Origin of the sequence: Streptomyces sp. NPDC004732 (assembly GCF_040609235.1) — a bacterium.
Classification (GTDB): domain Bacteria; phylum Actinomycetota; class Actinomycetes; order Streptomycetales; family Streptomycetaceae; genus Streptomyces.
This window is the reverse complement of record NZ_JBEXJR010000011.1, coordinates 278,575-300,566: the sequence shown is the minus strand read 5'-3', so window position 1 is coordinate 300,566 and position 21,992 is coordinate 278,575. Positions and strand designations below refer to the sequence as shown.

Annotated in this window: 18 protein-coding genes and 1 tRNA gene; 14 read left to right on the top strand and 5 right to left on the bottom strand. The window is 71.9% G+C overall.

Annotated features, from left to right (window positions below):
* Positions 1 to 83 precede the first annotated feature (83 nt).
* From ABZV77_RS31885 to ABZV77_RS31860, 6 genes are all read left to right on the top strand, one after another.
* Positions 84 to 1,448: a sugar ABC transporter substrate-binding protein gene (locus tag ABZV77_RS31885; RefSeq protein WP_356264328.1), complete on the top strand. Its 1,365-nt coding sequence runs from the start codon at positions 84 to 86 to the stop codon at positions 1,446 to 1,448.
* On the top strand, positions 1,445 to 2,416 hold the full coding sequence (locus ABZV77_RS31880; protein ID WP_356264325.1) for a sugar ABC transporter permease: 972 nt from the start codon (positions 1,445 to 1,447) through the stop codon (positions 2,414 to 2,416). Before ABZV77_RS31885 ends, ABZV77_RS31880 begins: the two co-directional genes overlap by 4 nt.
* A complete protein-coding gene (locus tag ABZV77_RS31875; protein ID WP_356264322.1) occupies positions 2,416 to 3,276 on the top strand; it encodes a carbohydrate ABC transporter permease in 861 nt (286 codons plus the stop codon). The genes ABZV77_RS31880 and ABZV77_RS31875 overlap by 1 nt, the downstream gene beginning before the upstream one ends.
* The gene (locus tag ABZV77_RS31870; protein WP_356264319.1) at positions 3,273 to 4,262 is read left to right on the top strand and encodes a zinc-dependent alcohol dehydrogenase family protein; all 990 of its coding nucleotides are present in this window, start codon (positions 3,273 to 3,275) and stop codon (positions 4,260 to 4,262) included. Before ABZV77_RS31875 ends, ABZV77_RS31870 begins: the two co-directional genes overlap by 4 nt.
* Before the next feature lie 77 nt (positions 4,263 to 4,339).
* Positions 4,340 to 4,561 (top strand): hypothetical protein, encoded by a 222-nt coding sequence (locus ABZV77_RS31865; RefSeq protein ID WP_356264316.1) that lies wholly within the window; start codon positions 4,340 to 4,342, stop codon positions 4,559 to 4,561.
* 88 nt (positions 4,562 to 4,649) lie between these two features.
* On the top strand, positions 4,650 to 5,876 hold the full coding sequence (locus ABZV77_RS31860) for a TerD family protein (RefSeq protein ID WP_356264313.1): 1,227 nt from the start codon (positions 4,650 to 4,652) through the stop codon (positions 5,874 to 5,876).
* A 106-nt stretch (positions 5,877 to 5,982) separates the two neighbouring features.
* On the opposite strand, the gene ABZV77_RS31855 is transcribed toward ABZV77_RS31860, so the two are convergent.
* The 3 genes from ABZV77_RS31855 to ABZV77_RS31845 all read right to left on the bottom strand — a co-directional run bounded on the left by ABZV77_RS31855 (position 5,983) and on the right by ABZV77_RS31845 (position 8,423).
* On the bottom strand, positions 5,983 to 6,210 hold the full coding sequence (locus tag ABZV77_RS31855) for a CarD family transcriptional regulator (protein ID WP_055564387.1): 228 nt from the start codon (positions 6,208 to 6,210) through the stop codon (positions 5,983 to 5,985).
* A gap of 160 nt (positions 6,211 to 6,370) precedes the next feature.
* Complete coding sequence (locus tag ABZV77_RS31850; RefSeq protein ID WP_356264310.1) at positions 6,371 to 7,972, bottom strand: TROVE domain-containing protein; 1,602 nt, start codon at positions 7,970 to 7,972, stop codon at positions 6,371 to 6,373.
* Positions 7,973 to 8,353: 381 nt separating this feature from the next.
* Positions 8,354 to 8,423 (bottom strand) — tRNA-Arg (locus tag ABZV77_RS31845).
* Positions 8,424 to 8,577: 154 nt separating this feature from the next.
* On the opposite strand from ABZV77_RS31845, the gene ABZV77_RS31840 reads away from it, so the two are divergent.
* From ABZV77_RS31840 to ABZV77_RS31830, 3 genes are read left to right on the top strand one after another with little or no spacing between them, the layout of a single operon-like run.
* Entirely contained in the window at positions 8,578 to 10,767 is a 2,190-nt protein-coding gene (locus tag ABZV77_RS31840) for a protein kinase (protein ID WP_356264307.1), read from the top strand.
* The gene (locus ABZV77_RS31835; protein ID WP_356264304.1) at positions 10,764 to 11,468 is read left to right on the top strand and encodes a hypothetical protein; all 705 of its coding nucleotides are present in this window, start codon (positions 10,764 to 10,766) and stop codon (positions 11,466 to 11,468) included. The genes ABZV77_RS31840 and ABZV77_RS31835 overlap by 4 nt, the downstream gene beginning before the upstream one ends.
* Positions 11,465 to 13,828 (top strand): protein kinase, encoded by a 2,364-nt coding sequence (locus ABZV77_RS31830; protein WP_356264301.1) that lies wholly within the window; start codon positions 11,465 to 11,467, stop codon positions 13,826 to 13,828. Before ABZV77_RS31835 ends, ABZV77_RS31830 begins: the two co-directional genes overlap by 4 nt.
* Positions 13,829 to 13,855: 27 nt before the next feature.
* Here the strand turns inward: ABZV77_RS31830 and ABZV77_RS31825 are convergent, their stop codons facing one another.
* Complete coding sequence (locus ABZV77_RS31825) at positions 13,856 to 15,319, bottom strand: alkaline phosphatase PhoX (RefSeq protein WP_356264298.1); 1,464 nt, start codon at positions 15,317 to 15,319, stop codon at positions 13,856 to 13,858.
* Between the two features lie 115 nt (positions 15,320 to 15,434).
* Between ABZV77_RS31825 and ABZV77_RS31820 the strand changes: the two genes are divergently transcribed.
* The 4 genes from ABZV77_RS31820 (at position 15,435) to ABZV77_RS31805 (ending at position 18,312) form a co-directional block, all read left to right on the top strand.
* Positions 15,435 to 16,214 (top strand): SDR family oxidoreductase, encoded by a 780-nt coding sequence (locus tag ABZV77_RS31820; protein WP_356264295.1) that lies wholly within the window; start codon positions 15,435 to 15,437, stop codon positions 16,212 to 16,214.
* 146 nt (positions 16,215 to 16,360) lie between these two features.
* Positions 16,361 to 16,600 (top strand): hypothetical protein, encoded by a 240-nt coding sequence (locus ABZV77_RS31815; protein ID WP_356264292.1) that lies wholly within the window; start codon positions 16,361 to 16,363, stop codon positions 16,598 to 16,600.
* A 66-nt stretch (positions 16,601 to 16,666) separates the two neighbouring features.
* A complete protein-coding gene (locus tag ABZV77_RS31810; protein ID WP_356264289.1) occupies positions 16,667 to 17,830 on the top strand; it encodes a hypothetical protein in 1,164 nt (387 codons plus the stop codon).
* A gap of 26 nt (positions 17,831 to 17,856) precedes the next feature.
* Positions 17,857 to 18,312 (top strand): hypothetical protein, encoded by a 456-nt coding sequence (locus ABZV77_RS31805; RefSeq protein WP_356264286.1) that lies wholly within the window; start codon positions 17,857 to 17,859, stop codon positions 18,310 to 18,312.
* 91 nt (positions 18,313 to 18,403) lie between these two features.
* Here ABZV77_RS31805 and ABZV77_RS31800 read toward each other — a convergent pair whose 3' ends face one another.
* Positions 18,404 to 19,867: a hypothetical protein gene (locus tag ABZV77_RS31800; protein ID WP_356264283.1), complete on the bottom strand. Its 1,464-nt coding sequence runs from the start codon at positions 19,865 to 19,867 to the stop codon at positions 18,404 to 18,406.
* 244 nt (positions 19,868 to 20,111) lie between these two features.
* Here ABZV77_RS31800 and ABZV77_RS31795 point away from each other — a divergent pair, with 244 nt between their 5' ends.
* A complete protein-coding gene (locus ABZV77_RS31795) occupies positions 20,112 to 21,989 on the top strand; it encodes an endonuclease/exonuclease/phosphatase family protein (protein ID WP_356264280.1) in 1,878 nt (625 codons plus the stop codon).
* Positions 21,990 to 21,992: the final 3 nt, after the last annotated feature.

The following is a 21,992-nucleotide window of genomic DNA, read 5'->3' as shown; positions in this document are numbered from 1 at the left end:
CCCCTGTACCGCCGACACGGGGTCCCGCACGCCCCGAAGCACATCGATTTTCCCCAAACGACCCTCTACGTCCAGGAGCTTTCATGCGAACCCCGAGCCGACGGAGGCCGCGCACGCTCGCCGCGGCCGCCGCAGGGGCGCTGCTCGCCCCGCTGCTCGCCGGCTGCTGGGCCGGCGCCGGCGGGGCAGGTTCAGGCGACTCCATCAACGTCCTCATGGTGAACAACCCGCAGATGGTCGAGTTGCGCAAGCTCACCGCGGCCCACTTCACCAAGGAGACGGGCATCAAGGTGAACTTCACCGTCCTGCCCGAGAACGACGTCCGCGACAAGATCAGCCAGGACTTCGCCAACCAGGCGGGTCAGTACGACGTCGCGACGCTCAGCAACTACGAGATACCGATCTACGCGAGGAACGGCTGGCTGCACGAGGTCGGTTCGTACGCGCGCAAGGACAGGACGTACGACGAGAAGGACATCCTGCCGCCCATGCGCCAGTCCCTCACCGGCAACGACGGCAAGCTCTACGGACAGCCCTTCTACGGAGAGTCGTCCTTCCTGATGTACCGCAAGGACGTCTTCAAGAAGGCCGGTCTAACCATGCCCGAGCACCCCACCTGGCAGCAGGTGGCGGACCTGGCCGCCCGCGTGGACGGCAAGGAGCAGGGGATGAAGGGCATCTGTCTGCGCGGGCTGCCCGGCTGGGGCGAGGTGATGGCGCCGCTGACGACCGTGGTGAACACGTTCGGAGGCACCTGGTTCGAGAAGGACTGGAAGGCCCGCCTGGACGCCCCCGAGTTCGAAAAGGCAACCCGCTTCTACGTAGACCTCGTGCGGAAGCACGGCGAGTCCGGAGCCGCACAGTCCGGCTATGCCGAGTGCCTCAACAACCTCACCCAGGGCAAGACGGCCATGTGGTACGACGCGACGGCCGCCGCGGGGTCGCTGGAATCCGCCAAGTCCCCGGTGAAGGGCAAGATCGGATACGTACCCGCCCCGGTGGCGAAGACCGAGAACTCCGGGTGGCTCTACACCTGGGCCTGGGGCATGCAGAAGGCCTCGCGCAACCCGGACAAGGCCTGGAAGTTCATCTCCTGGGCCTCGGGCAAGGAGTACGAAAAGCTCGTCGGCGAGCAGATCGGCTGGTCGAACGTCCCCGCGGGCAAACGCGCCTCGACCTACGCCAACCCCGCCTACCGCAAGGAAGCCGCCGCCTTCCAGGACGTCACCCGCGCCGCCATCGAAGGGGCCAGGCCCCGCGACCCCGGCGTACAGCCCCGCCCGGCGCCCGGCATCCAGTTCGTCGGCATCCCCGAGTTCACCGACCTCGGCACCAAGGTCTCCCAGGAGATCAGCGCGGCCATCGCCGGACGCCAGTCCGTCGCATCGGCCCTGGAGAAATCGCAGGAGCTCGCCGAGAAGATCTCCGAGGAGTACGAGGGACGATGACCGCCACCGCGAGCACCACCGCAGCAGGGCAGACACGCGTGCCCGGCGCCCGCAGGCCGGGGACGCCGGGAGCGCCGGGTACACCGGGACGACTGCGCGCCTGGGCGACCAGGGCACCCCTGCTGCCCGCCCTCATCTTCATGATCGCCGTGACCCAACTGCCCTTCGTGGCGACCCTGGTGATCTCCTTCTTCGACTGGAACGCCCTCTACCCCGACGCCCGCAGTTTCACCGGGTTCGCCAACTACAGCGAGGTCCTCACCGACCCCGACCTGCGCAAGTCCGTGCTGACCACGATCCTCCTTACCGCCTCCGTGGTGCTCGCGAGCCTGGTGCTCGGGCTCGCTCTCGCGCTGCTCCTGAACCGGAAGTTCAAGGGGCGCGGGCTGGTCCGCACCCTGCTCATCGCGCCGTTCCTGCTGGTCCCCGTGGCCGCCGCGCTGCTGTGGAAGCACGTGCTCTACAACCCCGAGTACGGGCTCTTCAACGGCCTGCTGCACTGGATCGGCGGGGACTCCGCGACGCAGCCCGACTGGGTCTCCAACACCCCGCTCCTGGCCATCGAGGCCTCCCTGGTGTGGCAGTGGACGCCCTTCATGATGCTGATCCTCCTCGCGGGGCTGCAGAGCCGTGACCCCGAGCTGATCGAGGCGGCCCGCATGGACGGCGCCAGCAACTGGCAGGTCTTCCGCCATCTGACGCTGCCGCACCTGCGGCGCTACCTCGAACTGGGCGCCCTGCTCGGCTCGATCTACATCGTGCAGAACTTCGACGCCGTCTTCACCATCACCTCGGGCGGCCTCGGCACGGCGAACCTGCCCTACACCGTCTACCAGAGCTTCTACCAGGCCCACGAGAACGGCCTGGCCTCCGCGGCGGGCGTGCTCGTCGTCATCGGCTCGATCATCATCGCGACCTTCGCCCTGCGGGTCGTCTCGTCGCTGTTCCGTGAGGAGGGGTCCCGCTGATGTCCGCTCTCGTGAAGAACCCGCCGGGAAAGACCCGTCCCCGCGCGCGCGGGTCCGCGCTCGGCCTGGTCGCCTGGCTCGCCGGGATCCTGTTCTTCCTGCCCATCGCCTGGATGGCGCTGACCTCCTTCCACTCGGAGGAGGACGCCGCGACCAACCCGCCCTCGCTCGCCGCATCGCTCACCCTCGACGGCTACCGGGACTTCTTCGGGACGGGCGGCGGCGCGAGCCCCTGGCCGTCCCTGATCAACTCGACGGTGGCGTCGCTCGCCTCGACGCTGCTCGTCCTCGTCCTGGCGCTCCCGGCCGCGTACGCCCTGTCCATCAGGCCCGTGAAGAAGTGGACGGACGTGCTCTTCTTCTTCCTGTCCACGAAGATGCTGCCGGTCGTGGCGGGCCTCCTGCCGATCTACCTCTTCGCCAAGAACACCGGCATGCTGGACAACATCTGGCTGCTCGTCCTCCTCTACACCTCGATGAACCTGCCGATCGCGGTGTGGATGATGCAGTCGTTCCTCGCCGAGGTGCCGAAGCCCGTCATCGAGGCCGCGCAGATCGACGGGGCACGGCTGCCCACGATCCTCACGCGCGTGGTGGCGCCCATCGCGCTCCCCGGGATCGCCGCGACCTCCCTGATCTGCTTCATCTTCAGCTGGAACGAACTCCTCTTCGCGCGGGTCCTGACGGGCGTCGTCGCCCAGACCGCGCCCGTCTTCCTGACCGGCTTCATCACCAGCCAGGGCCTGTTCCTGGCGAAGGTGTGCGCCGCGTCGCTCGTGATCTCCCTGCCGGTGCTCGCCGCGGGGTTCGCCGCCCAGGACAAGCTGGTCCAGGGCCTTTCGTTGGGAGCCGTCAAGTGAAGGCCGCCATCATCGAGTCCGTCGGCAAGGCCGTCGTCGGGGAGCTGCCCGACCCGACCCCGGGCCCCCGTGACGTCGTCGTCGAGGTCGCCGCGTGCGGCCTGTGCGGAACCGATCTGCACATCCTCCAGGGCGAGTTCGCACCGACCCTGCCGGTCGTGCCTGGCCACGAGTTCGCCGGGGAGGTCGTCGCGCTCGGCAGCGACGTCACGACGCTCGCCGTCGGCGACCGGGTCGCCGTGGACCCCTCGCTGCACTGCCACGAGTGCCGCTACTGCCGGGACGGCCGGGGCAACCTCTGCGAGCGGTGGGCCGCGATCGGCGTGACCACCGCGGGCGGCGCCGCCGAGTACGCGGTGGCGCCCGCCGCCAACTGCGTGCGCCTGCCCGACCACGTCCGCACCCAGGACGCCGCCCTGATCGAGCCGCTGTCCTGCGCGGTGCGCGGCTACGACGTGCTCCGCGCCCGGCTCGGCTCGCACGTCCTGATCTACGGCTCGGGGACGATGGGCCTGATGATGCTGGAGCTCGCCAAGCGCACCGGCGCGGCGAGCGTGGACGTCGTGGACCTGAACGCAGACCGGCTCGCCACCGCGCAGCGCCTCGGCGTCTCGGGATCGGCGGCAGGTCCCGACGAACTGGACCGCCCCCAGGGCTGGGACGTCGTCATCGACGCGACCGGCAACGCGGCCGCGATCCAGGACGGTCTCGACCGGGTCGCCAAGGCGGGCACGTTCCTGCAGTTCGGCGTCGCCGACTACGCCACGCGCGTGAGCATCGACCCGTACCGGATCTACAACCAGGAGATCACCATCACCGGTTCGATGGCGGTCCTGCACAGCTACGAGCGGGCGGCCGAACTCTTCGCGGCCGGGGTGCTCGACCCCGACGTCTTCATCAGCGACCGGCTCTCGCTCACGGAGTACCCGCAGGCGCTCGACCGGTTCGCCGCCGGGGTGGGGCGGAAGATCGTGGTGGTGCCGTAGTTCGGTACCGGTTCGTAGCTCGGTACCGGTCCGTAATTCGGTACCGGCGGGCATGGCCGGGACGTACGCTCCCGGCCATGCCGAGACCTCATGGATTCACGTACGAAGAGCGCGCCGACGGGACCGTGGTGATCACCCACGGGACCCGTGCCGCGGGAACGCTGCGCGGTGCCCGCGCCGAGCAGTTCCTCGGTGAAGTGGCGGGCGGCGACCCGCAGCTGGTGATGGCCCGCTGGACCGGCAACTACAAGCACGGGAACGAGCGGACGGCCCGCGCCCACCCGCGCAACCGCGGCTGATCCGGGCCGTCGGCCGGCCCCGGAAAAATCCTTCCTTGGGTAAGGGAACGGCAAAGCGGGATCGTTCGTTACCCCTGGCATGACAGCTATGACCCCTGGCTCGAACATCCCGCTGACCGCCGCCCGCGTGGCGGTGGACGTCGCCGCTCCGGTGCGGCTCGACGTATCGGGCCTGCTGCTCACCGCCGACGGCAAGGTGCGCTCCGACGACGACTTCATCTTCTTCAACCAGCCCTCGGGGCCCGGTGTGACCTACCAGTCGGGCGGCGGCACGACCCCCGACAAGATCACCGTCGACACGGCGGCCGTGCCGTCCGGCATCGAGAAGATCGTCGTGACCGCGAGCCCGGACGCGGCGGGCCAGACCTTCCAAGGCGTCGAGCCCACCGCCACGATCCGCAACGCCGACGACGGCTCGGTGCTCGCCACCTTCACGCCGCCCCAGCTCGGCGCCGAGACCGCCCTCGTGATCGTCGAGATCTACCTGCGCAACGGCGCATGGAAGGCCCGTGCGGTCGGCCAGGGGTACTCCAACGGCCTCGCGGGCATCGCGACGGACTTCGGCGTCTCGGTGGAGGAGCCCGCTCCGGCCCCGGCCGCCGCCCCCGCGGCCCCCATGGCTCCCCCGGTGGGCCAGCCGGTGCAGGGCCCGCCCCCGCCGGTCGCCGACCCGCGCCTGGCCGCGCCCGCCGCTCCTGCCGCGCCCCCGGCCCCCGCCGCGCCCGCGCCCGGCGCCGGGAAGATCAACCTGGACAAGGGCCGCGTCAGCCTCCAGAAGAACCAGACGGTGTCCCTGGTCAAGGGCGGCCGTCCGCTGCTCTCGCAGGTCAAGATGGGTCTCGGCTGGGAGCCCGCGTTCCGCGGCAAGGACATCGACCTCGACGCCTCCGTCATTGCGTACGGCCCGCAGCGCAACCACGTCGACAGCTGCTACTTCGGCAAGCTGTCGATCGTGAACGGCGCGATCAAGCACTCCGGCGACAACCTCACGGGCGAGGGCGGCGGTGACGACGAGGTGATCGTCGTCGACCTCGGCCGTCTCCCGCAGGACGTCACGGGCCTGGTCTTCACGGTGAACTCGTTCTCCGGCCAGAAGTTCACGGAGGTCGCGAAGGCGTACTGCCGCCTGATCGACGCGGCGTCGGGCGAGGAGCTGGTCCGCTTCGACCTGACCAACGCCGAGGCGCAGACGGGCGTCATGATGGCGAAGCTGATCAAGCAGTTCACCGGCGAGTGGGAAATGACCGCTATGGGGCAGTTCGTCAAGTCCCGTACGGTGCGCGGCATGGTGAAGCCTGCGGCGCAGGCGCTCTGAGGAACGTGCGAACGCGCTGAGGGGCGGCAGTCCGCGCCTGCGGTCCGCCGCCCCTCATGCGTGTCACGTGGTGTCACGTCATGTCATGTATGTCACAAGGTTGAAATCAGAGCTTGGCCAGCTTCGGGTAAGGGCTCAGGAACCGTCCCTGACGGCCTGCGAAGTCGATGACAACCGCGTCCTCTCCCTCGACGCCCACGATCCTCCCCAGGCCGTACTGGTCGTGGGAGACCCTGTCACCCACCTCGAAGTGCTCCACGGGTGGGGCGGGCGGGGCAGGCACGTTGAAGGGACTGTTCGGCAGGTGTCGGCGCGAGCCGGGGGGCCTCGTCATATTCGCAGTATGAGGCTTCGGGAGCCCGCGGCACCATGCTCTGTGCTGACACTGCCCTCACATCGGTATGGAACAGACACACAAGCCACGGGCTGAGGAGCCGCATCCGCGGGTGCGGATGCGACCCGAACGGGGGATGCAGGTGACGGCCTGCTCCCCTTCAGCCACGCACCGTGTCCGAAGCCGCCGCCCAGGGCCAGTCGGCGTTCTCCCCCGCCTCCAGGAGCTGCACCATCCGGAACGCCGCGTCCGAGAGTCCGCCGAAGACGTGGCGGTTGCCCTCGCCCGAGGCGCCGTGCCCGGCGCGGTACCCCGCCAGGTTCCAGGTGTAGACGGGGACGGCCGCCGGGACCTGCTCGGTCGGATCACCGTGGTAGTGGTACGTCGCCTGTTCGTCGGTGACGATCAGCACCCGGTCGTGCTTCTTGTAGGAGCGGCGCACCGCCTCGGTGGTGTTCGTGCCGCCGAGATTGCCGAAGCGGTCGAGGATCTTCAGGACGGACTCGCCCGCGCCGAACTTCACCGGCTGGCTGCTGGTGCCGAACTGCACGAGGTCCGCGTCGGCGGCCCGCAGCGCGAGCGCCGTGCCGAAGATCGCTGCCGCATCGGCCCGGCTGAGCTGCGAGCGGTCCGAGAGCGGCGACCACATCGAACCGGAGCGGTCGACCAGGATCAGCGTCCTGCCCGGCAGCGACGGCACGTTCGCGAGCGAGTGGCCGAGCGCCTGCTCCAGCGGGTACGACCAGCGCAGCGACGGCGCGTGCTGGTACGCGGCGAGGTAGCGGAAGGGGAACTGCCGCGACTTCGCGACGGCCTCCGGGTCGGCGAGCCGGGCCGCGACGGTCGCCGCGACCTGGTCCGAGACACCCGCCCCGTCGAAGTTCCGCAGGTTGCGGACGAGCGCCATGGCGCCCATCGACGGGATCACGGCCTCCCAGGCCGCCTTGTCCATGGGCCCCTGCAGCCATCCGGCGAGCGCCTCCCAGGTGATGCCCGCGGCGGCGAGCCGCTCGGCGCCACCCTCGCCGGTGACGACCGCGCGACGCTCCTCGACGGGCAGCGCCATCAGCTCGTGGTGCGCGGCGAGGACGCGCGCGCCCTCGGGCGGCACGGCGGTCTCCGGGTGGTGACGGCGGTCGAGCGCGTACCGGAACAGGTCGCCCTGCCACGGCTTGGCCGGGTCCGGCGCCGCGTGCACGAGGTTGAGGATGTCGCCGAAGCGGTAGCCCTTGGCCGCCGTGTCGTACTTGAGCAGGGACTTCTCGGTGTAGAGGCGGCGCACGGCGTCGGCGATGCCGCGCTTGACGGGCTTGGGGACCGCCCGGCCGTACGTCGACGTCCAGTAGCCGAGGAGCTCCCCGGGCTCGTCGGGGCGGCGCAGCACGGACGCGACGACCTGGCGGCTCGTGGGGCCGCCGGTGGCACCGGCGTCGAGGCGCGCCTTGACGTACTCGGCGGCGCCGACGATCGAGGCCGTACGCATGTTGCCGTCGCCGCGCAGCCAGCCGAGCAGGCCCGCGGTCCACTCCGGGTCCGCGACGGCGAGGCGGCGCACGAGACCGGCGAACCGGTCGTCCCGGCGGTCGCCCGTCTCGTAGAAGGTCTGCTGGGAAACGAAGTTCGCGACCGAGAGCAGAAAGAGCTCGGAGCGGGCGTCGCGGAGGTGTCCGCGGCCGCCCTGATGGGTGCGGGTGGTGCGGCCGGTCGACTTCACCGCGGAAGTGACCCGCGCCTTGACGGACTTGGTGTTGAAACGCGCCATGAGAATTCCCCCGAATTCGTTGCGTGCTGGACGTACAGAACTGAGGGGGAGACAGGCGGCAGGAGTGTGCCCGAGTTCAGAAGCGGCGACGGACTATTGTCGGATGCTCTACCCAATTGAGCTACACCGACCCGAAGTCGATGACGGGACTCGAACCCGCAACCCTCTGATCCAGGAAGTAACCGTTGCCTGCGCACCGGGCACACACCAGCTGCTGCCTCCCGAGATCGAGGTGGCGGCGGCGTGTTTTCTGCAAAGGAAGTAGCCGCTGCCTGTGCACCGGGAGGTGCAGGGAAATACATGAAGTTGTGGTGTCCAGAGTTCATTTCGGCGGAACCGACGATGGTGCTCTGCCACTGAGCTACACCGGCCTGTGAGTGCCGGTGACGGGATTCGAACCCGCGACCTCCCCATTAGGAGTGGAAGTAGGTCCTGCCTTCGCACCTGGACGTGCATCACTTTAGGAGAATGAACTGGCGGGACGCCAAAGGTTTTTCCGCGTTCTCCTCGTACTCTGCCGCCGTCCGCTGATCTCGCGGCGGCCGCAACCGTACGATGCCCCACAGGCGTCGCACAGTCCGTCGGGGGCAACGGAGGGAGCAGCCGTGGAGGTCGGCGGGTACCGGATCGTCACGCTGCTCGGCGAGGGCGGCATGGGCCGGGTGCATCTCGCGCGGTCCGCGTCCGGGCGGCCGGTCGCCGTCAAGACGGTCCACGGGCATCTCGCCGCCGACCCGGAGTTCCGCGAGCGGTTCCGTCGCGAGGCGGCCGCGGTGCGTGCCGTCACCGGTCCTTACACCGCCGCCGTGCTCGACGCGGGCCCGGACGCCGAACAGCCCTGGCTGGCCATCGAGTTCTGCGCGGGCCCCGGTCTGCCGGAGGCGGTGGCCGCGCACGGCCCGCTCGGGCCCGCCGAGCTCGCCACGCTGGGCGCCGCGCTCGCCGAGGCGCTTGCCGCGGTGCACGCGGCGGGGCTGGTGCACCGTGACGTGAAGCCGTCCAACATCGTCATCACACGCGGAGGACCGAAGGTCATCGACTTCGGCATCGCCAAGAGCGCGGCCGACGAAAGCCTCACGGCCGAGAGCGAGGCCATCGGCTCGCCCGGCTTCATCGCTCCCGAGCAGCTGGCGCGGGGCGGGCGCCCCGGGCCCGCCACCGACGTGTTCGCACTCGGCGCGGTGCTCGCGGTGGCGGCGACCGGGCGCGGCCCCTTCGGTTCGGGCGGCGCCCCCGAGGTCCTCCACCGCACGCTGCACGACGAGCCGGACCTGGTGGGCGTGCCGGGCCCGGAGTGGCCGGACTTCCTCGGCCGCTGCCTGTCCAGGGACCCGGCGGCCCGCCCCGCGGTCGCGGAGGTGCTCGCCTGGTGCGCCGAGCGGGCGGCGGACGAGCCGTGGTGGGAACAGCAGCCGGTGGCCGGGCTGATCCGCCGCCAGGAGGACAAGGTCGCGGAGCTGCTGGGGGGTGCGGGGGCGGAGGACGACCCTCCGCCCCCGCACCGCACGTCCCGGCGACGTCTCCTCGGCTGGGGCGGTGCGGTCCTCGCGGCCGTGGGCGGCACGACGGCGGCGGTCGTCCTCAAGGACAGGGACGGGGACGGGGGCGCGGCCCGCGGCGGGCGGCGCGGGGCGTCCCGGCCACCGGCCGGTGAGCTGGTCTGGAGCCGTGACATCGGTGAAGTCGAGTACGGCGGCGCCCTGTTGCGCGACGGCAAGGACCTCTACGTACTCGACGACAAGGGCCTCACCCGCCTCGACGCGGAGACGAACACGCTCCGCTGGACCTATCCGGAGGAGGACCTGCGGAGCGTCGATACGCGCGGCGACCTCGTCTACGTACTCCGGAACAGCCTGTTCGAACCCGAGTTGATCGCCCTGCGCGTGGCGGGCGGCCGGGAGGCGTGGACGTCGGGCGTCCTGTCCCGCAACCGGCACCGCCCGCCCCGTCCCCTGGACGCGCCGCCGAGCCAACTGGAGGGCGGCGAAGGAGTGTTCACCGTGTCGGACGACGTGGCCTGTCTGTTCACCTCCGCCTCGTACGGCACCCAGTGGGAGCGGCGGGGCACCTGGGACCGGCCCTGGCGCGCGTACGGCTTCGACGCGCGTACGGGGCGCGAGCTCTGGTTCCACGAGGGGCGCGCGGCGGGTGTGATCGGCGTGGACGGATCGGGCGGCCGCATTGCCGTGGCCGCCGCGGCCGAGGACTCGGGCGCCCCGGGCACGGACCGGTACGCGCGACACGATCCGCTGGTCGTCCTCAAGGCGTCCGACGGCACGGTGGAGCGGGAGGTCGCGAACGGCGCCCGCCGCCCCCAGGCCCATCCCGGCGCCGAGGGCGTCGGCTTCTTCGCATCAAAGGAGCGGATCGAGGCGGTCGACCTGGCGACCCGCCGCACGGTGTGGAACCGGCCCGCGGGCACGGTCACGGCGGTCGCGGCACGGGCCGCGCAGGGCGGCGGCCCGGTGCTGGCCGCCGGGGCGGACGGCGTCGAGGCGCTGGATGCCCGTACGGGCAGGAGACGGTGGTCGCGGCCGGAGTTCCGGTGGATCGAGGAGGGCGCGCCACCGGTCTCGGGCGGCCTGGCCCTCGTCTCAGGACCGGACCCGGGCGGGGAGACGGGCGAGGGAACGTGGGGGGTGTACGCGCTGGACGCGGAGACGGGTGACGCGGTGTGGGCGGCACCCGTCCCCGCCGCGTCCGACATGAGCCTGACGGCGGCACACGACGGCCTGTTCCACGTCTGCGCGGGCCGCACGCTGCACACGTTGCGGGGCCCGGGGACGCGGACGTGACGCCGCTGGGCGGGCAGCAGGAGAACCCGACCGCGCCCGTCCACCAAGGGGCCTGCGATGTCGGTGCCGGTGGTGCTGGTGGCGATGCCGGTGCCGCCGGTGCCGAGGCCAGTGCCGCCCAGACCGATGCCGCCGAGGCCGGTGCCGCCAGCGCCAATGCCGCCGAGGCCAATACCGGCGCCGGTGCCAGCGCCACCCAGGCCGGTACCGCCGAGGCCGCTGCCAGCGCCGCTCAGACCGGTGCCGCCAGCGCCAATGCCGCCGATACCGATACCGGTGCCGGTGCCGGTGCCGGTGCCAGCACCGCGCAGATCGGTACCGCCGAGACCGGTGCCAGCGCCGCTCAGACCGGTGCCACCGAAGCCGGTGCCGCCAGCGCCAATGCCGCCGAGGCCAATACCGGCGCCGGTGCCAGCGCCGCCCAGACCGGTACCGCCGAGGCCGATGCCAGCGCCGCTCAGACCGGTGCCACCGAAGCCGGTGCCGCTGGTGCCGGTGCCAGCGGCACCCAGGCCGATGCCGCCGATCCCAGTGCCAGCGCCGCTCAGACCACTGCCACCGAGGTCGGTGCCGCCGGTGCCGGTGCCAGCGCCTCCCCGGCCAGTGCCGCCGGTGCCGCCCGCGCCGCCCAAGCCGAGCACCGCGACCACGCCCCACACCGCCCCCGCCCCTCCGGCACCCCCCGAGACGTCGCCCCGTGACCGGAACCCCCCGGGCCCCCGGGGCCCTCGGCACCCCCCTGCTCCCCGGCGACCCCCGTCTCCTCGGTGGCCACCGCATCGTGCGGCGGCTCGGGGCGGGTGGCATGGGGCAGGTCTATCTGGGGCGCAGTCCGGGTGGGCGGCTCGTTGCCGTCAAGACCGTGCACGCGCACCTCGCCGCCGATCCGCACTACCGGGAGCGGTTCCGGCGCGAGGCGACCGCCGCGCGTGCCGTCACGGGGGCGCACACCGCCGCCGTGCTCGACGCCGACCCCGACTCCCCCGTGCCCTGGCTCGCGACGGCCTTCCTGCCCGGAGTCACCCTGCGCCGTGCGGTCGCCGCGGGTGTGCCGTTGGGCGCCGCGGCCGTGCGGTCGCTCGGGGCGTGTCTCGCCGAGGCCCTGGCAAGCATCCACGCCGCGGACATCGTGCACCGCGACCTCAAGCCGTCCAACGTGCTGCTGACCGCCGACGGCCCGCGCGTCATCGACTTCGGCATCGCCCGTGCCGCCGGGGACCCGGGTCTCACCCAGGCCGGATCGATGATCGGCACGCCGGGGTTCATGGCTCCGGAGCAGATCACCGGCGGGGGCGATGTCGGTCCCGCCGCCGACGTGTTCGCGCTGGGCGCGGTCCTCGCCTTCGCCGCGACCGGCGAGCAGCCCTTCGGTTCGGGGCCCGTCGCCGTGCTGCTCTACCGCGCCACGCACGAGGAGCCGCACCTCGCCGACGTCCCGGAGACGGCAGGCCTGCGGGCGCTCGTCGCCGACTGTCTGCGCAAGGACCCGCGGCAACGCCCTTCCGTGGCGCGGGTCCTGGCCCTGGCCTCGGCTGCGGACGCGCCTCTGTGGTGGCGGGATGAGCCGCTGAGGTCGCTGATCGCGGGCGAGGAGCGGGAGGACGGGGCGAGGGACGGGGCGAGGGACGGGGACGGCGCCCCCACCGAGCAGCTGCGGGCCACCGCGCCTGCACCCGTGTCCTCCCCCCGAAACGCACGCCACCGCACCCTCACCCGCCGCGCCCTCCTCACCACCACCGGAGCCGGGCTCGCCGGACTCGCCGTGTGGGCCGTCGCCCGCGCCCCGAAGTCCCCGGCCGTGGACGCGGAGCAGGAAGGGCCCGTGCTGCGGAAGGGGTCGAAGCGGCCGGGCAGGCAGCGCTGGGAGCTGACGGGCGCCGAGGGCGGCGCGGGCGGTGTGCTGTCCGCCCTGCTCGCCGGGGACACGGTGCTCGTGCACGGGGCGAGCACGGAGTTCAGCGCCTCGCAGGGCGTGGTCCGGGCCGTCGGCGCCGCGGACGGCACGAGCCGCTGGCAGTACGGGAAGGCTCCCGCCGCGGCCGCCCGCGAACCCCTCTGGGGCGTCAGCGACGGCCTGCTGATCGCCCCCGAACTGCTGGCCAGGGCCTATGAGGTGGCGTCCGGCGACCCGTGGCGTCCGGAGCGGCCGTGGCCCGGCACCGTGAAGTGGTTCGCCGTCGCGGGCGGGCGGCTGCTCACGCTGGACGACGGCGGCGGGTCGTCGAGCGACCGGGTGCTGCACACGCGGGCGCTGCCCTCGGGAGGCTCGCCCCGCACCCGCGGCAAGGAGGACACGCGGGACTGGCGGGCGCCCGCGATGTCGGGCGGCAGGCTGCTCCTCGTCCCGGACACCGGCTCGCTGGACCCGCGCGTGTTCTGCCTCGACGCGGTCACCGGCCGCGAGCCGTGGACGTACAAGGGACTCGGCAGGGACGGACAGGCGCGGACCGCACCGGTCACGCTGCCCGCGCCGGACGGCCGCGGCGGCGACCGCTTCGCCCTGCTGAGCGACGCCGACGAGCTGCACCTCATCGACGTGCGCACGGGCGACCCGCTGCGCAAGGAGCCGCTGCGGCTGACCGCGGGGAGCGGCGCCACGGCCCTCGGGCACGCGTCGGGCACCGGTCTGCTGCTCGCCGCCGGGGAGGACCTGATCGGCTTCGACCCCGGGAGCGGCAAGCGGCTGTGGAGCCATCCCACCGCCGGGCTCGACACCGGCTGGCCGCCGCTGCCGGGCGGTGGCAGGCGAGGGCCCGTCGTCCGGGACGGGACCCTGCTGAACTGGGTGGACGCCAGGGTGTTGCAGGCGATCGATCTCGCCGACGGCGGGCGGCCGTTGTGGCGGACGTCGTTCGACGCCGTCGCGCGCTGCCCGCCCGCCATCGGTGGCGGCACGGCCTATGTCACGGCGGGGCGGGTGTGCCGGGCGCTGGAGCTGCGTACGGGGAAGACGGTGCGGGAGTGGCCGGTGGACGAGGCCGTCACCTGGCTCGCCGCCGACGGGGACGGCTGGTACGCCCGGGTCGGCACGTCGTCCCTGCGGGCGGTCAACGCGCCGTGACGCCCGCTCCCGCGCCCGCCGCCCCGGTCAGTGCCGCTGCCGCCGCCACGGGCCGGTGATCGCGAGCATGATGCCGGGCGTCTGGATGTTGGCGTACAGGGTCCTGCCGTCGGGCGAGAACGTGACGCCGGTGAACTCGCTGTACTCGGGCTTCTCTTCGGTGCCCGCGTTGAGTTCGTTGCGTGCGATCGGGTACGTGCGGCCGCTCTCCGTGGCGCCGAAGAGGTGCTGGATGCCGTCGCCGTCCTCGGCGATGACCAGGCCGCCGTAGGGCGAGACGGTGATGTTGTCGGGGCCGTCGAAGGCGCCGTCCTTGCCCGGGTCCTGGTTCACGCCGAGCAGCACCTTCAGGGTGAGGGTGCGACGGCCCGGGTGGTAGAACCACACCTGCCCGTCGTGCGGGACGGGGCTCTCGTCGCGGGCGAAGGAGGCGACGATGTAGACGCCGCCGTCGCCCCACCACATGCCTTCGAGCTTGCGGGCGCGGGTGATGTCGCCGTCGTCGAACTGCTGGCGCACGGGCACGGTCCGCGCGTCACGGTCGGGGACCTCGACCCAGTCCACGCCGTAGACCGTGCCGGTCTTCGTGGCGCGGGACAGGTCGTCGACGAAGCGGCCGCCGGAGTCGTAGCACTTGGGGGCCTTCAGGACGCCCGCGTCGTCGGCGAGGGTGCGCAGTCTGCCGCGGCCGTGCACGAAGCCGTGCGGCGGGGTCCAGCGGTAGAGGAGCCCGTTCGGGCCCGAGGCGTCCTCGGTGAGGTAGAGGTGGCCGCGCTTGGGGTCGACGACGACGGCCTCGTGGGCGTAGCGGCCCAGCGCCTTGATGGGCTTGGGGGCCCGGTTGGCGCGCCGGTCGAGGGGGTCGACCTCGAAGACGTAGCCGTGGTCCTTGGTCATGCCGTTGCGACCCGCCCGGTCCTCGGTCTCCTCGCAGGTGAGCCAGGTGCCCCAGGGGGTGCTGCCGCCCGCGCAGTTGGTGGCGGTGCCCGCTATGCCGACCCATTCGGCGACGCGCCCGTCGGGGCGGACCTCGACGACGGTGCAGCCGCCGGACGCGGCGGGGTCGTAGACGAGGCCTTCGGTGAGCGGCACGGGGTGCGGCCACTTGCTGCGGGGGCCGCCGAGCTCGTGGTTGTTGACGAGGAGCGTGGTGCCACGCGGGCCGCGGAAGGTGGCGGTGCCGTCGTGGTTGGAGGGCGTGAACTCGCCGCTCTCCAGCTTGGTCTTGCCGCTGTGGGTGAGGACGCGGTACGAGAATCCGGCGGGCAGCGCGAGCAGGCCATCGGGGTCGGGCAGGAGGGGGCCGTAGCCGGGACCGTGATCACCGGGGCGGCCGTGGCCATCGTGGCCCTGGACGTCCTCCGCCTCCGGGACGTCCGTCGCGGCCAGGGCGCCGGGCGCGGTGGCGAGCGCGCCGACGCTGCCGGTCAGGGCGACCCCCGCACCGGTGAGGGCGGAGCGTCTGGCGAAATCCCTGCGGGTGAGCGACATCGTTTCTCCTGAGGACGCGAGAGCGGTACGTGGGACCGGGCTGCTGTCGGCGTCACCGTCCCGCTCGCGTATAAACGGCGGTTGAACACCGTCCGACGTCGAGGGGCCTCCTTCCATGAACCTGCCCATCAACCAGTCAGGCACCGGCCGCCGCGTTCTGGTCAGCGGGGCCTCCCGCGGCCTCGGCCGTGCCGTCGCCCGGGCCTTCGCAGGGAACGGCGACCGGGTCGCGGTGCACTACGGCTCGCGGGAGGAGGACGCGCGGGCGACGCTCGACTCCCTGGCGGGCGCGGGGCACGTGCTGGTGGGCGGCGATCTGTCGGACCCGGCGGGCGCGGCGGACATCGCGGGGCGGGCCGCCGAGGCGCTCGGCGGCATCGACGTCCTGGTGAACAACGCCGCCGTGAACCTTCCGCACCCCCTCGCCGACACGTCGTACGAGGACTGGGCGGCCCTGTGGCAGCGGCACGTCTCCGTGAACCTGCTCGCCACGGCGAACCTCAGCCATCTCGCGGCCCGCCGCATGATCGACCAGGGCACGGGCGGGCGGATCGTGAACATCGGCTCGCGCGGCGCGTTCCGTGGCGAGCCCGACCACCCGGCCTACGGCGCGACGAAGGCCGCCGTCCACGCGCTCGGCCAGTCGCTCGCCGTCTCCCTCGCGCCGCACGGGATCGCGGTGGCTTCGGTGGCGCCCGGGTTCTTCGGGACGGAGCGGGTGGCGCACCGGCTGAGCGGCGCCGAGGGGGAGGCGATCCGCGCGCAGAGCCCCTTCGGACGGGCGGGCACCGCGGAGGAGATCGCGGCCGCCGTGCTGTGGCTGGCATCGCCGGTGGCCGAGTGGGCGTCGGGGACGGTGCTCGACCTCAACGGCGCGTCGCACCTCCGTACGTGACGAGGCTTGATAAACAAGGTCAACAGTCGCGGATCATCCGTAAAGCGAAGAATCACCGCAGAACACCTTGACCCGCGATGCACACCGCAATAGACATCACCTACGTGCAGTGCTGCATGCACCACCCGCACGGAGAGGCGAGCCGAGTGGACGCACATCAGGCACGCAGCCTCCATGAAGACCGGCTGATGAAGCTGGCCAATGTCACCGGAGTCGGCACCGGCAGAGACGAAGACTCGGGTCAGGACGTGATCGTCGTCTTTGTGACCCACCGGGTGCCCCGTGACCGTCTCCGTGACGAAGACGTGGTTCCGGACACGCTCGAAGGTGTTCCCGTACGCGTACTCGCCATCGGCGAAGTCGACGCGCAGGACGGCGGAACGTAGCGGGAACGATGCCCTGGCGCGGCCCGGAGCCCCCACCCTTCACAGGGGAAGAGGTGGTCTGGCGTGGTGAGCCAGCCCGAACTGATGCGAGGACCCACCGGCGGGCAACTGAGTGACAGCTCCCGCCAACAGGCGATGTCCGACTTCCTACGGCCCCAGCAGCCGCTCGCCAACGTCGTCGGCTTCGGCCACGGCGTGAAGTGGAGCGACGGGGAGCCCACGGGCGAGCCCGCCGTCGTCGTGTTCGTCACCCAGAAGGTCCCGGAGTCCATGCTCCCGGAGCGGGACGTCGTCCCCCGTCAGATGGACGACGGCACCCCGACCGACGTCGTCGCGGTGGGCCACATCGCGGCGCAGCGCCAGCAGAGCAGGGCGGGCGGCCGTCGCGCCGACGACCGCGCCTCGGTGACGTACGGACCGGACGGCAGCGTCAGCGAGCAGCTCTCGGGCCTCGGACAGCCGCAGCTCGAAGAGCTCGTCGGACGCGGCGCGTTCGAGCCGCAGCTCCTCAAGCGCCGGATGCGCCCGTGCCCCTCCGGCTTCTCGGTCGGCAACGTCCGGGTGACCGCGGGCACGCTCGGCAGCGTGGTCTACGACTTCCTGCCCGGCGCCTCGGTCGATCCGCCCGGCGCGGGCCTCGGCACACCGGCGAAGTTCTACATCCTCTCCAACAACCACGTGCTCGCCGACTCCAACCGGGCGCAGCTGGGCAGCGCGATCGTGCAGCCCGGCGTCTTCGACGGCGGGCAGGACCCGGCGGACCGCATCGCGACGCTGGAGCGCTTCATCACGATCCAGTTCGCCCCGCAGATCCCGGTGGAGCGGCACAACAACGTCGTGGACGCGGCGCTCGGCGCGGTCGAGTTCCAGGACGCGACGCGCGAGCAGTACTTCAGCGGCGCCCCGCGCGCCTGGCGGCGCAAGGCCAACGTGGCCGTCGGCGACCTGGTGAAGAAGACCGGCAGGACGACGAACATCAGCTTCGGCCGGATCATTGCGATCGACGCGACGGTCGACGTGAACTACGGCACGGCGGGCACGGCCCGCTTCAAGGACCAGATCGTCACGACGAACATCTCCGCGGGCGGCGACTCCGGTTCGCTGGTCACCTCGCAGGACGACGTCGCGGTGGGTCTGCTCTTCGCCGGTTCGTCGGTCGCGACCATCGTCAACCACATCGAGAACGTCCGCGCGCTGCTGCGTGTGGAGATAGCCGAGCTGCTGGCCTGACGGTCAGGACGGAAGGAGGGTTTTCCATGACCACTCAGGCACGCAAGCAGAAGGGCGGCCAGTCGCGGACGTCGGAGCACCGCTTCCACAATCCGCAGGGCGCCGAGGTCAAGACGCGCGACGAGGCGTTCGCCACGCCGATGGCCGAGGTGTCGACCGAGGCCCTGTCGACGGAGTGCAAGCTGACGCTCCACAGCGGCGCCGTCACGTTCGTCCTCGAGGTGAAGTACAACCCCAACACCTATCCGCACGTGGTGACGGGCGGGCAGATCACGTCCGGCATCTGCGGTGCGCCGTGGGACATCACGGGCGGCACGCTCGGCGAGACGATGCGGCTCGACGCGAAGCGCGCCGGGCAGGGGTCGTGCGCGAACACGATCACGATCGTGGGCGAGTACCAGAATCCTCCGGCGTACCGGGGGACGTACGGGTTCGACGGCGCGACGTCGTCGTTCAAGCACACGACGCGGTACGAATGCTGAGGTAAGGCACCGGACGGGCTGGATGTTTCAGCCCGTCCGGCGTTTGAGGACTGGGGGTCAAGGGGGCAAAGCCCCCTTGGAGACCGTGCTGCTAGAGACCCTGCTGCGACCGCGCCTTGAACGCCGCCTTGCGGGCCTCCTTGGCCACCTTCTTGTCGGGGTGCAGGCGGCCCATCGCCTCCAGGACGTCGGCCGTGGCGGGGTGCTCGACGCGCCACGCGGTGGCGAAGAAGCCGCTGTGCTGCTGCGCGAGGCCCTCGACCAGGCCCTGCAGCTCGTCCGAGTTGCCCTCGACGGCGAGCTGCGCGGCGAGCGTGTCGATGGTCAGCCAGAAGATGAGCTCCTCCGACGGCGCGGGCACGTCCACGGCGCCGTGCTCGGTGAGCCACACCCGGGCCAGGCCCCCGAGCTCCGGGTCGTCGAGGACATCGCGCAGCGCGGGCTCCGCCTCGTCGCCGACCAGGGAGAGCGCCTGCTGGCAGCGGAGCCTGCGCAGCGGCGCACCCTCGTCGCCGCCGCGCGCCGCGACCAGCAACTCCCGTGCGGCGGCCAGCGGTTCGTGCCGGGCGAGCCACCGCTCGATCTCCGCCTGCGCGGCGTGCTGCGGGAAGCCTGAGGTGCCGTCGAGCAGCACGTCGGCGCCCTTGTCCGCGAGGTCGCCGACGGCGGGCGCGTCGACACCGGCCTCCAGCATCCGGGCACGGACGCCGTACAGACCGAGCGGGGTGAGCCGGACCATGCCGTAGCGGCTGACGTCCTCGTCGTCGACGGGGGCGGGCTCGGGGCCCTCCTCGTCGATGTCGGCCATGAGCGCCTCGTCGACCGGCTGGTACTCGACGAGACCGAGCGGCTCGAAGATCCGGAACTGGTCGTCGAGCTTCATCATCGCGTCCGACACCTGCTCGAGGATGTCGTCCGTGGGCTCGCCCATGTCGTCGGGGACGATCATCGAGGCGGCGAGCGCGGGCAGCGGCACCGGCTCGTCGCCGCCCGCGGCGTCGCCCACGGTGAGCAGGTAGAGGTTGCCGAGGACGCCGTCCAGGAAGTCGGCCTCGGCCTGCGGGTCCCAGCCGAGCTCTTCGAAGTCGACCTCGCCGTTCTCCTCCAGGACGTCGAGGAGGTTCTCCATGTCGGGCACGGTGGCGTCCGAGTACACCGTGTCGAGGGCGCCGAGCCAGATGCCGAGGACGTCCTGCGGGCTGCCCGCGGAGAGCAGCGCGAGGTCCTCGCCCTGGGTGACGGTGCCTTCCGCGCCCTCTTCCTCGGCGTCCGTGACGTCGATGAGGCCGGTGTCCACCGCGACCCGCCAGGCCTCGCTCGCGTACGCGGCCGCATCTGCGCCGTCGATGGCATCCGCCGCGAGGCCGAGCTCGGCAGCGGCCGCCGGAAGCTGCGCGTCGACGAGCTCACCGCCCGCGCGGACGCGGGTGTCGGGTCCCGCCCAGCGGGCGAGCCGCACGGCGCGGGACAGCAGCGGCGTGGCGAGCGCGGCCCGCGCGAGTTCCGCTTCGGAGTGCAGCAGCACCGGCGGCAGGGTGGCGGGGCTTACGGACATCGGCTGGTTCTCCTCCGAGGGTGTGGGGCGCCGAGGGTACGGGTCGGCAAGGCGCAAGCCTAGACGGATTTGGCACCATGCCGCCCGGTTCATGTCCCTGTCAGAAAACGTACAGCCTCGGAACACCCGAACAACCTTGACAACTCCCCTGGTCACACAAGAGATTGACGCGCGTAGAGCCCCGCACGGGCCCGCACCGCCGCACCGTTTCTTTCCCTGCTCCCACCCTCATCCGGAGTCACTGATGCCGCACATACCGACGCCCCGCGTACCGAGAACCGCCGCCGTCAGCGCCGTCGTCGCCACCGCCCTGGCCGCGGGACTGCTCATGGTCTCGTCCTCTGCCGCCTCCGGCGCCTCCGGCGCCTCGTCCGATGCGGTCGGCATCCACGACGTCCAGGGCGCCACCCGTGTCTCGCCCCTGGCGGGACAGCAGGTCAAGGACGTCGCGGGCATCGTGACCGGGGTCCGCGGGTACGGCTCGAAGGGCTTCTGGATCCAGTCCGCCGACGGGGCGGCCGACGCCGACCCCGCCACCAGTGAGGCCGTCTTCGTCTTCACCGGCTCGGCGGCGCTCACCGTGAAGGCGGGCGACGCGGTCCTGGTCTCCGGGACCGTCGGTGAGTACGTGCCCGGGGGCGCCGGTTCCGGCAACCAGTCCGTCACCCAGCTCACCAAGCCGACGGTGACCGTGGAGTCGTCCGGCAACCCGCTGCCCGCGCCCGTCACGGTCGACGCGAAGTCCGTGCCCGCCGCGTACGCGCCCGCAGGTGACCCCGCGCAGGGCGGCAGCATCAACGCGCTGCCGCTGAAGCCGCGCTCGTACGCCCTCGACCTGTACGAGTCCCTGGAGGGCATGAACGTACGGGTCGGCAGCTCGCGCGTGGTCGGCGCGACCGACGCGTACAACGAGCTGTGGGTCACCGTGAAGAAGCACGAGCACCGGAACAGGCGCGGCGGCACCGTCTACGGCTCGTACGACGCGCAGAACGGCGGACGGCTGCAGATCCAGCAGCTCGCCCCGGTCTCCGAGCAGCCGTTCCCCAAGGCGGACGTCGGTGACGTGCTGCGCGGCGGCGCCGAGGGCCCCCTGGACTTCAACCAGTTCGGCGGCTACACCCTCGTGGCACGCGAGCTCGGCAAGGTCGAGGGCAAGGGCCTCACGCGCGAGAAGACACGGCGGCAGGCCAAGGGCGAGCTCGCCGTGGCCACGTACAACGTCGAGAACCTCGACCCGACCGACCCGCAGAAGAAGTTCGACGCGCTCGCCGGGGCCGTCGTCTCGAACCTCTCCTCGCCCGACATCGTGGCCCTTGAGGAGATCCAGGACGACAACGGGGCGAAGAACGACGGCACGGTCTCCGCGGAGGCGACCCTGAAGAAGTTCACGGACGCGATCGCCGCCGCGGGCGGGCCGCGCTACGCGTGGCGGTCCGTGGACCCGGAGAACAACAAGGACGGCGGCGAGCCGGGCGGCAACATCCGTCAGGTCTTCCTCTACAACCCCGAGCGGGTCTCGTTCACCGAGCGCGCGCCCGGCGACGCGACGACCCCCACCGAGGTGGTGCGCAAGGGCGGCCGGGCCGCGCTGAGCCACTCCCCCGGGCGCGTCGACCCGGGGAACGCGGCGTGGGCGGACAGCCGCAAGCCGCTGGCCGGTGAGTTCACCTTCCGCGGCCGGACCGTCTTCGTGATCGCCAACCACTTCGGGTCGAAGGGCGGCGACGAGGGGCTGACCTCGCACCACCAGCCGCCGGTGCGTTCCTCCGAGGCCAAGCGGCTGCTGCAGGCGCAGGCCGTGAACGGCTTCGTGAAGGACATCCGCAAGGTCCAGCGGAACGCCGACGTCGTCGTGCTCGGCGACATCAACGACTTCGAGTTCTCCGCGGCCACCAAGGCCCTGGAGGACGGCGGCGCGCTGCGCTCCGCCGCCAGGTCGCTGCCGAAGAGCGAGCGCTACTCGTACGTCTACCAGGGCAACTCGCAGGTCCTCGACCAGATCCTGACCAGCCCGGGGGTGGGCGACGCGGACGACTTCAGCTACGACAGCGTGCACATCAACGCGGAGTTCGCGGAGCAGAACAGCGACCACGACCCGCAGGTGCTGCGCTTCAGGCCGTAGCGG

Excerpts from the sequence above, each read along its gene's own strand:
- ABZV77_RS31885 (WP_356264328.1), top strand. The coding sequence starts at position 84 with ATGCGAACCCCGAGCCGACGGAGGCCGCGCACGCTCGCCGCGGCCGCC.
- ABZV77_RS31880 (WP_356264325.1), top strand. The coding sequence starts at position 1,445 with ATGACCGCCACCGCGAGCACCACCGCAGCAGGGCAGACACGCGTGCCC.
- ABZV77_RS31875 (WP_356264322.1), top strand. The coding sequence starts at position 2,416 with ATGTCCGCTCTCGTGAAGAACCCGCCGGGAAAGACCCGTCCCCGCGCG.
- ABZV77_RS31865 (WP_356264316.1), top strand. The coding sequence starts at position 4,340 with ATGCCGAGACCTCATGGATTCACGTACGAAGAGCGCGCCGACGGGACC.
- ABZV77_RS31860 (WP_356264313.1), top strand. The coding sequence starts at position 4,650 with ATGACCCCTGGCTCGAACATCCCGCTGACCGCCGCCCGCGTGGCGGTG.
- ABZV77_RS31855 (WP_055564387.1), bottom strand. The coding sequence starts at position 6,210 with ATGACGAGGCCCCCCGGCTCGCGCCGACACCTGCCGAACAGTCCCTTC.
- ABZV77_RS31850 (WP_356264310.1), bottom strand. The coding sequence starts at position 7,972 with ATGGCGCGTTTCAACACCAAGTCCGTCAAGGCGCGGGTCACTTCCGCG.
- ABZV77_RS31825 (WP_356264298.1), bottom strand. The coding sequence starts at position 15,319 with ATGTCGCTCACCCGCAGGGATTTCGCCAGACGCTCCGCCCTCACCGGT.
- ABZV77_RS31820 (WP_356264295.1), top strand. The coding sequence starts at position 15,435 with ATGAACCTGCCCATCAACCAGTCAGGCACCGGCCGCCGCGTTCTGGTC.
- ABZV77_RS31805 (WP_356264286.1), top strand. The coding sequence starts at position 17,857 with ATGACCACTCAGGCACGCAAGCAGAAGGGCGGCCAGTCGCGGACGTCG.
- ABZV77_RS31800 (WP_356264283.1), bottom strand. The coding sequence starts at position 19,867 with ATGTCCGTAAGCCCCGCCACCCTGCCGCCGGTGCTGCTGCACTCCGAA.
- ABZV77_RS31795 (WP_356264280.1), top strand. The coding sequence starts at position 20,112 with ATGCCGCACATACCGACGCCCCGCGTACCGAGAACCGCCGCCGTCAGC.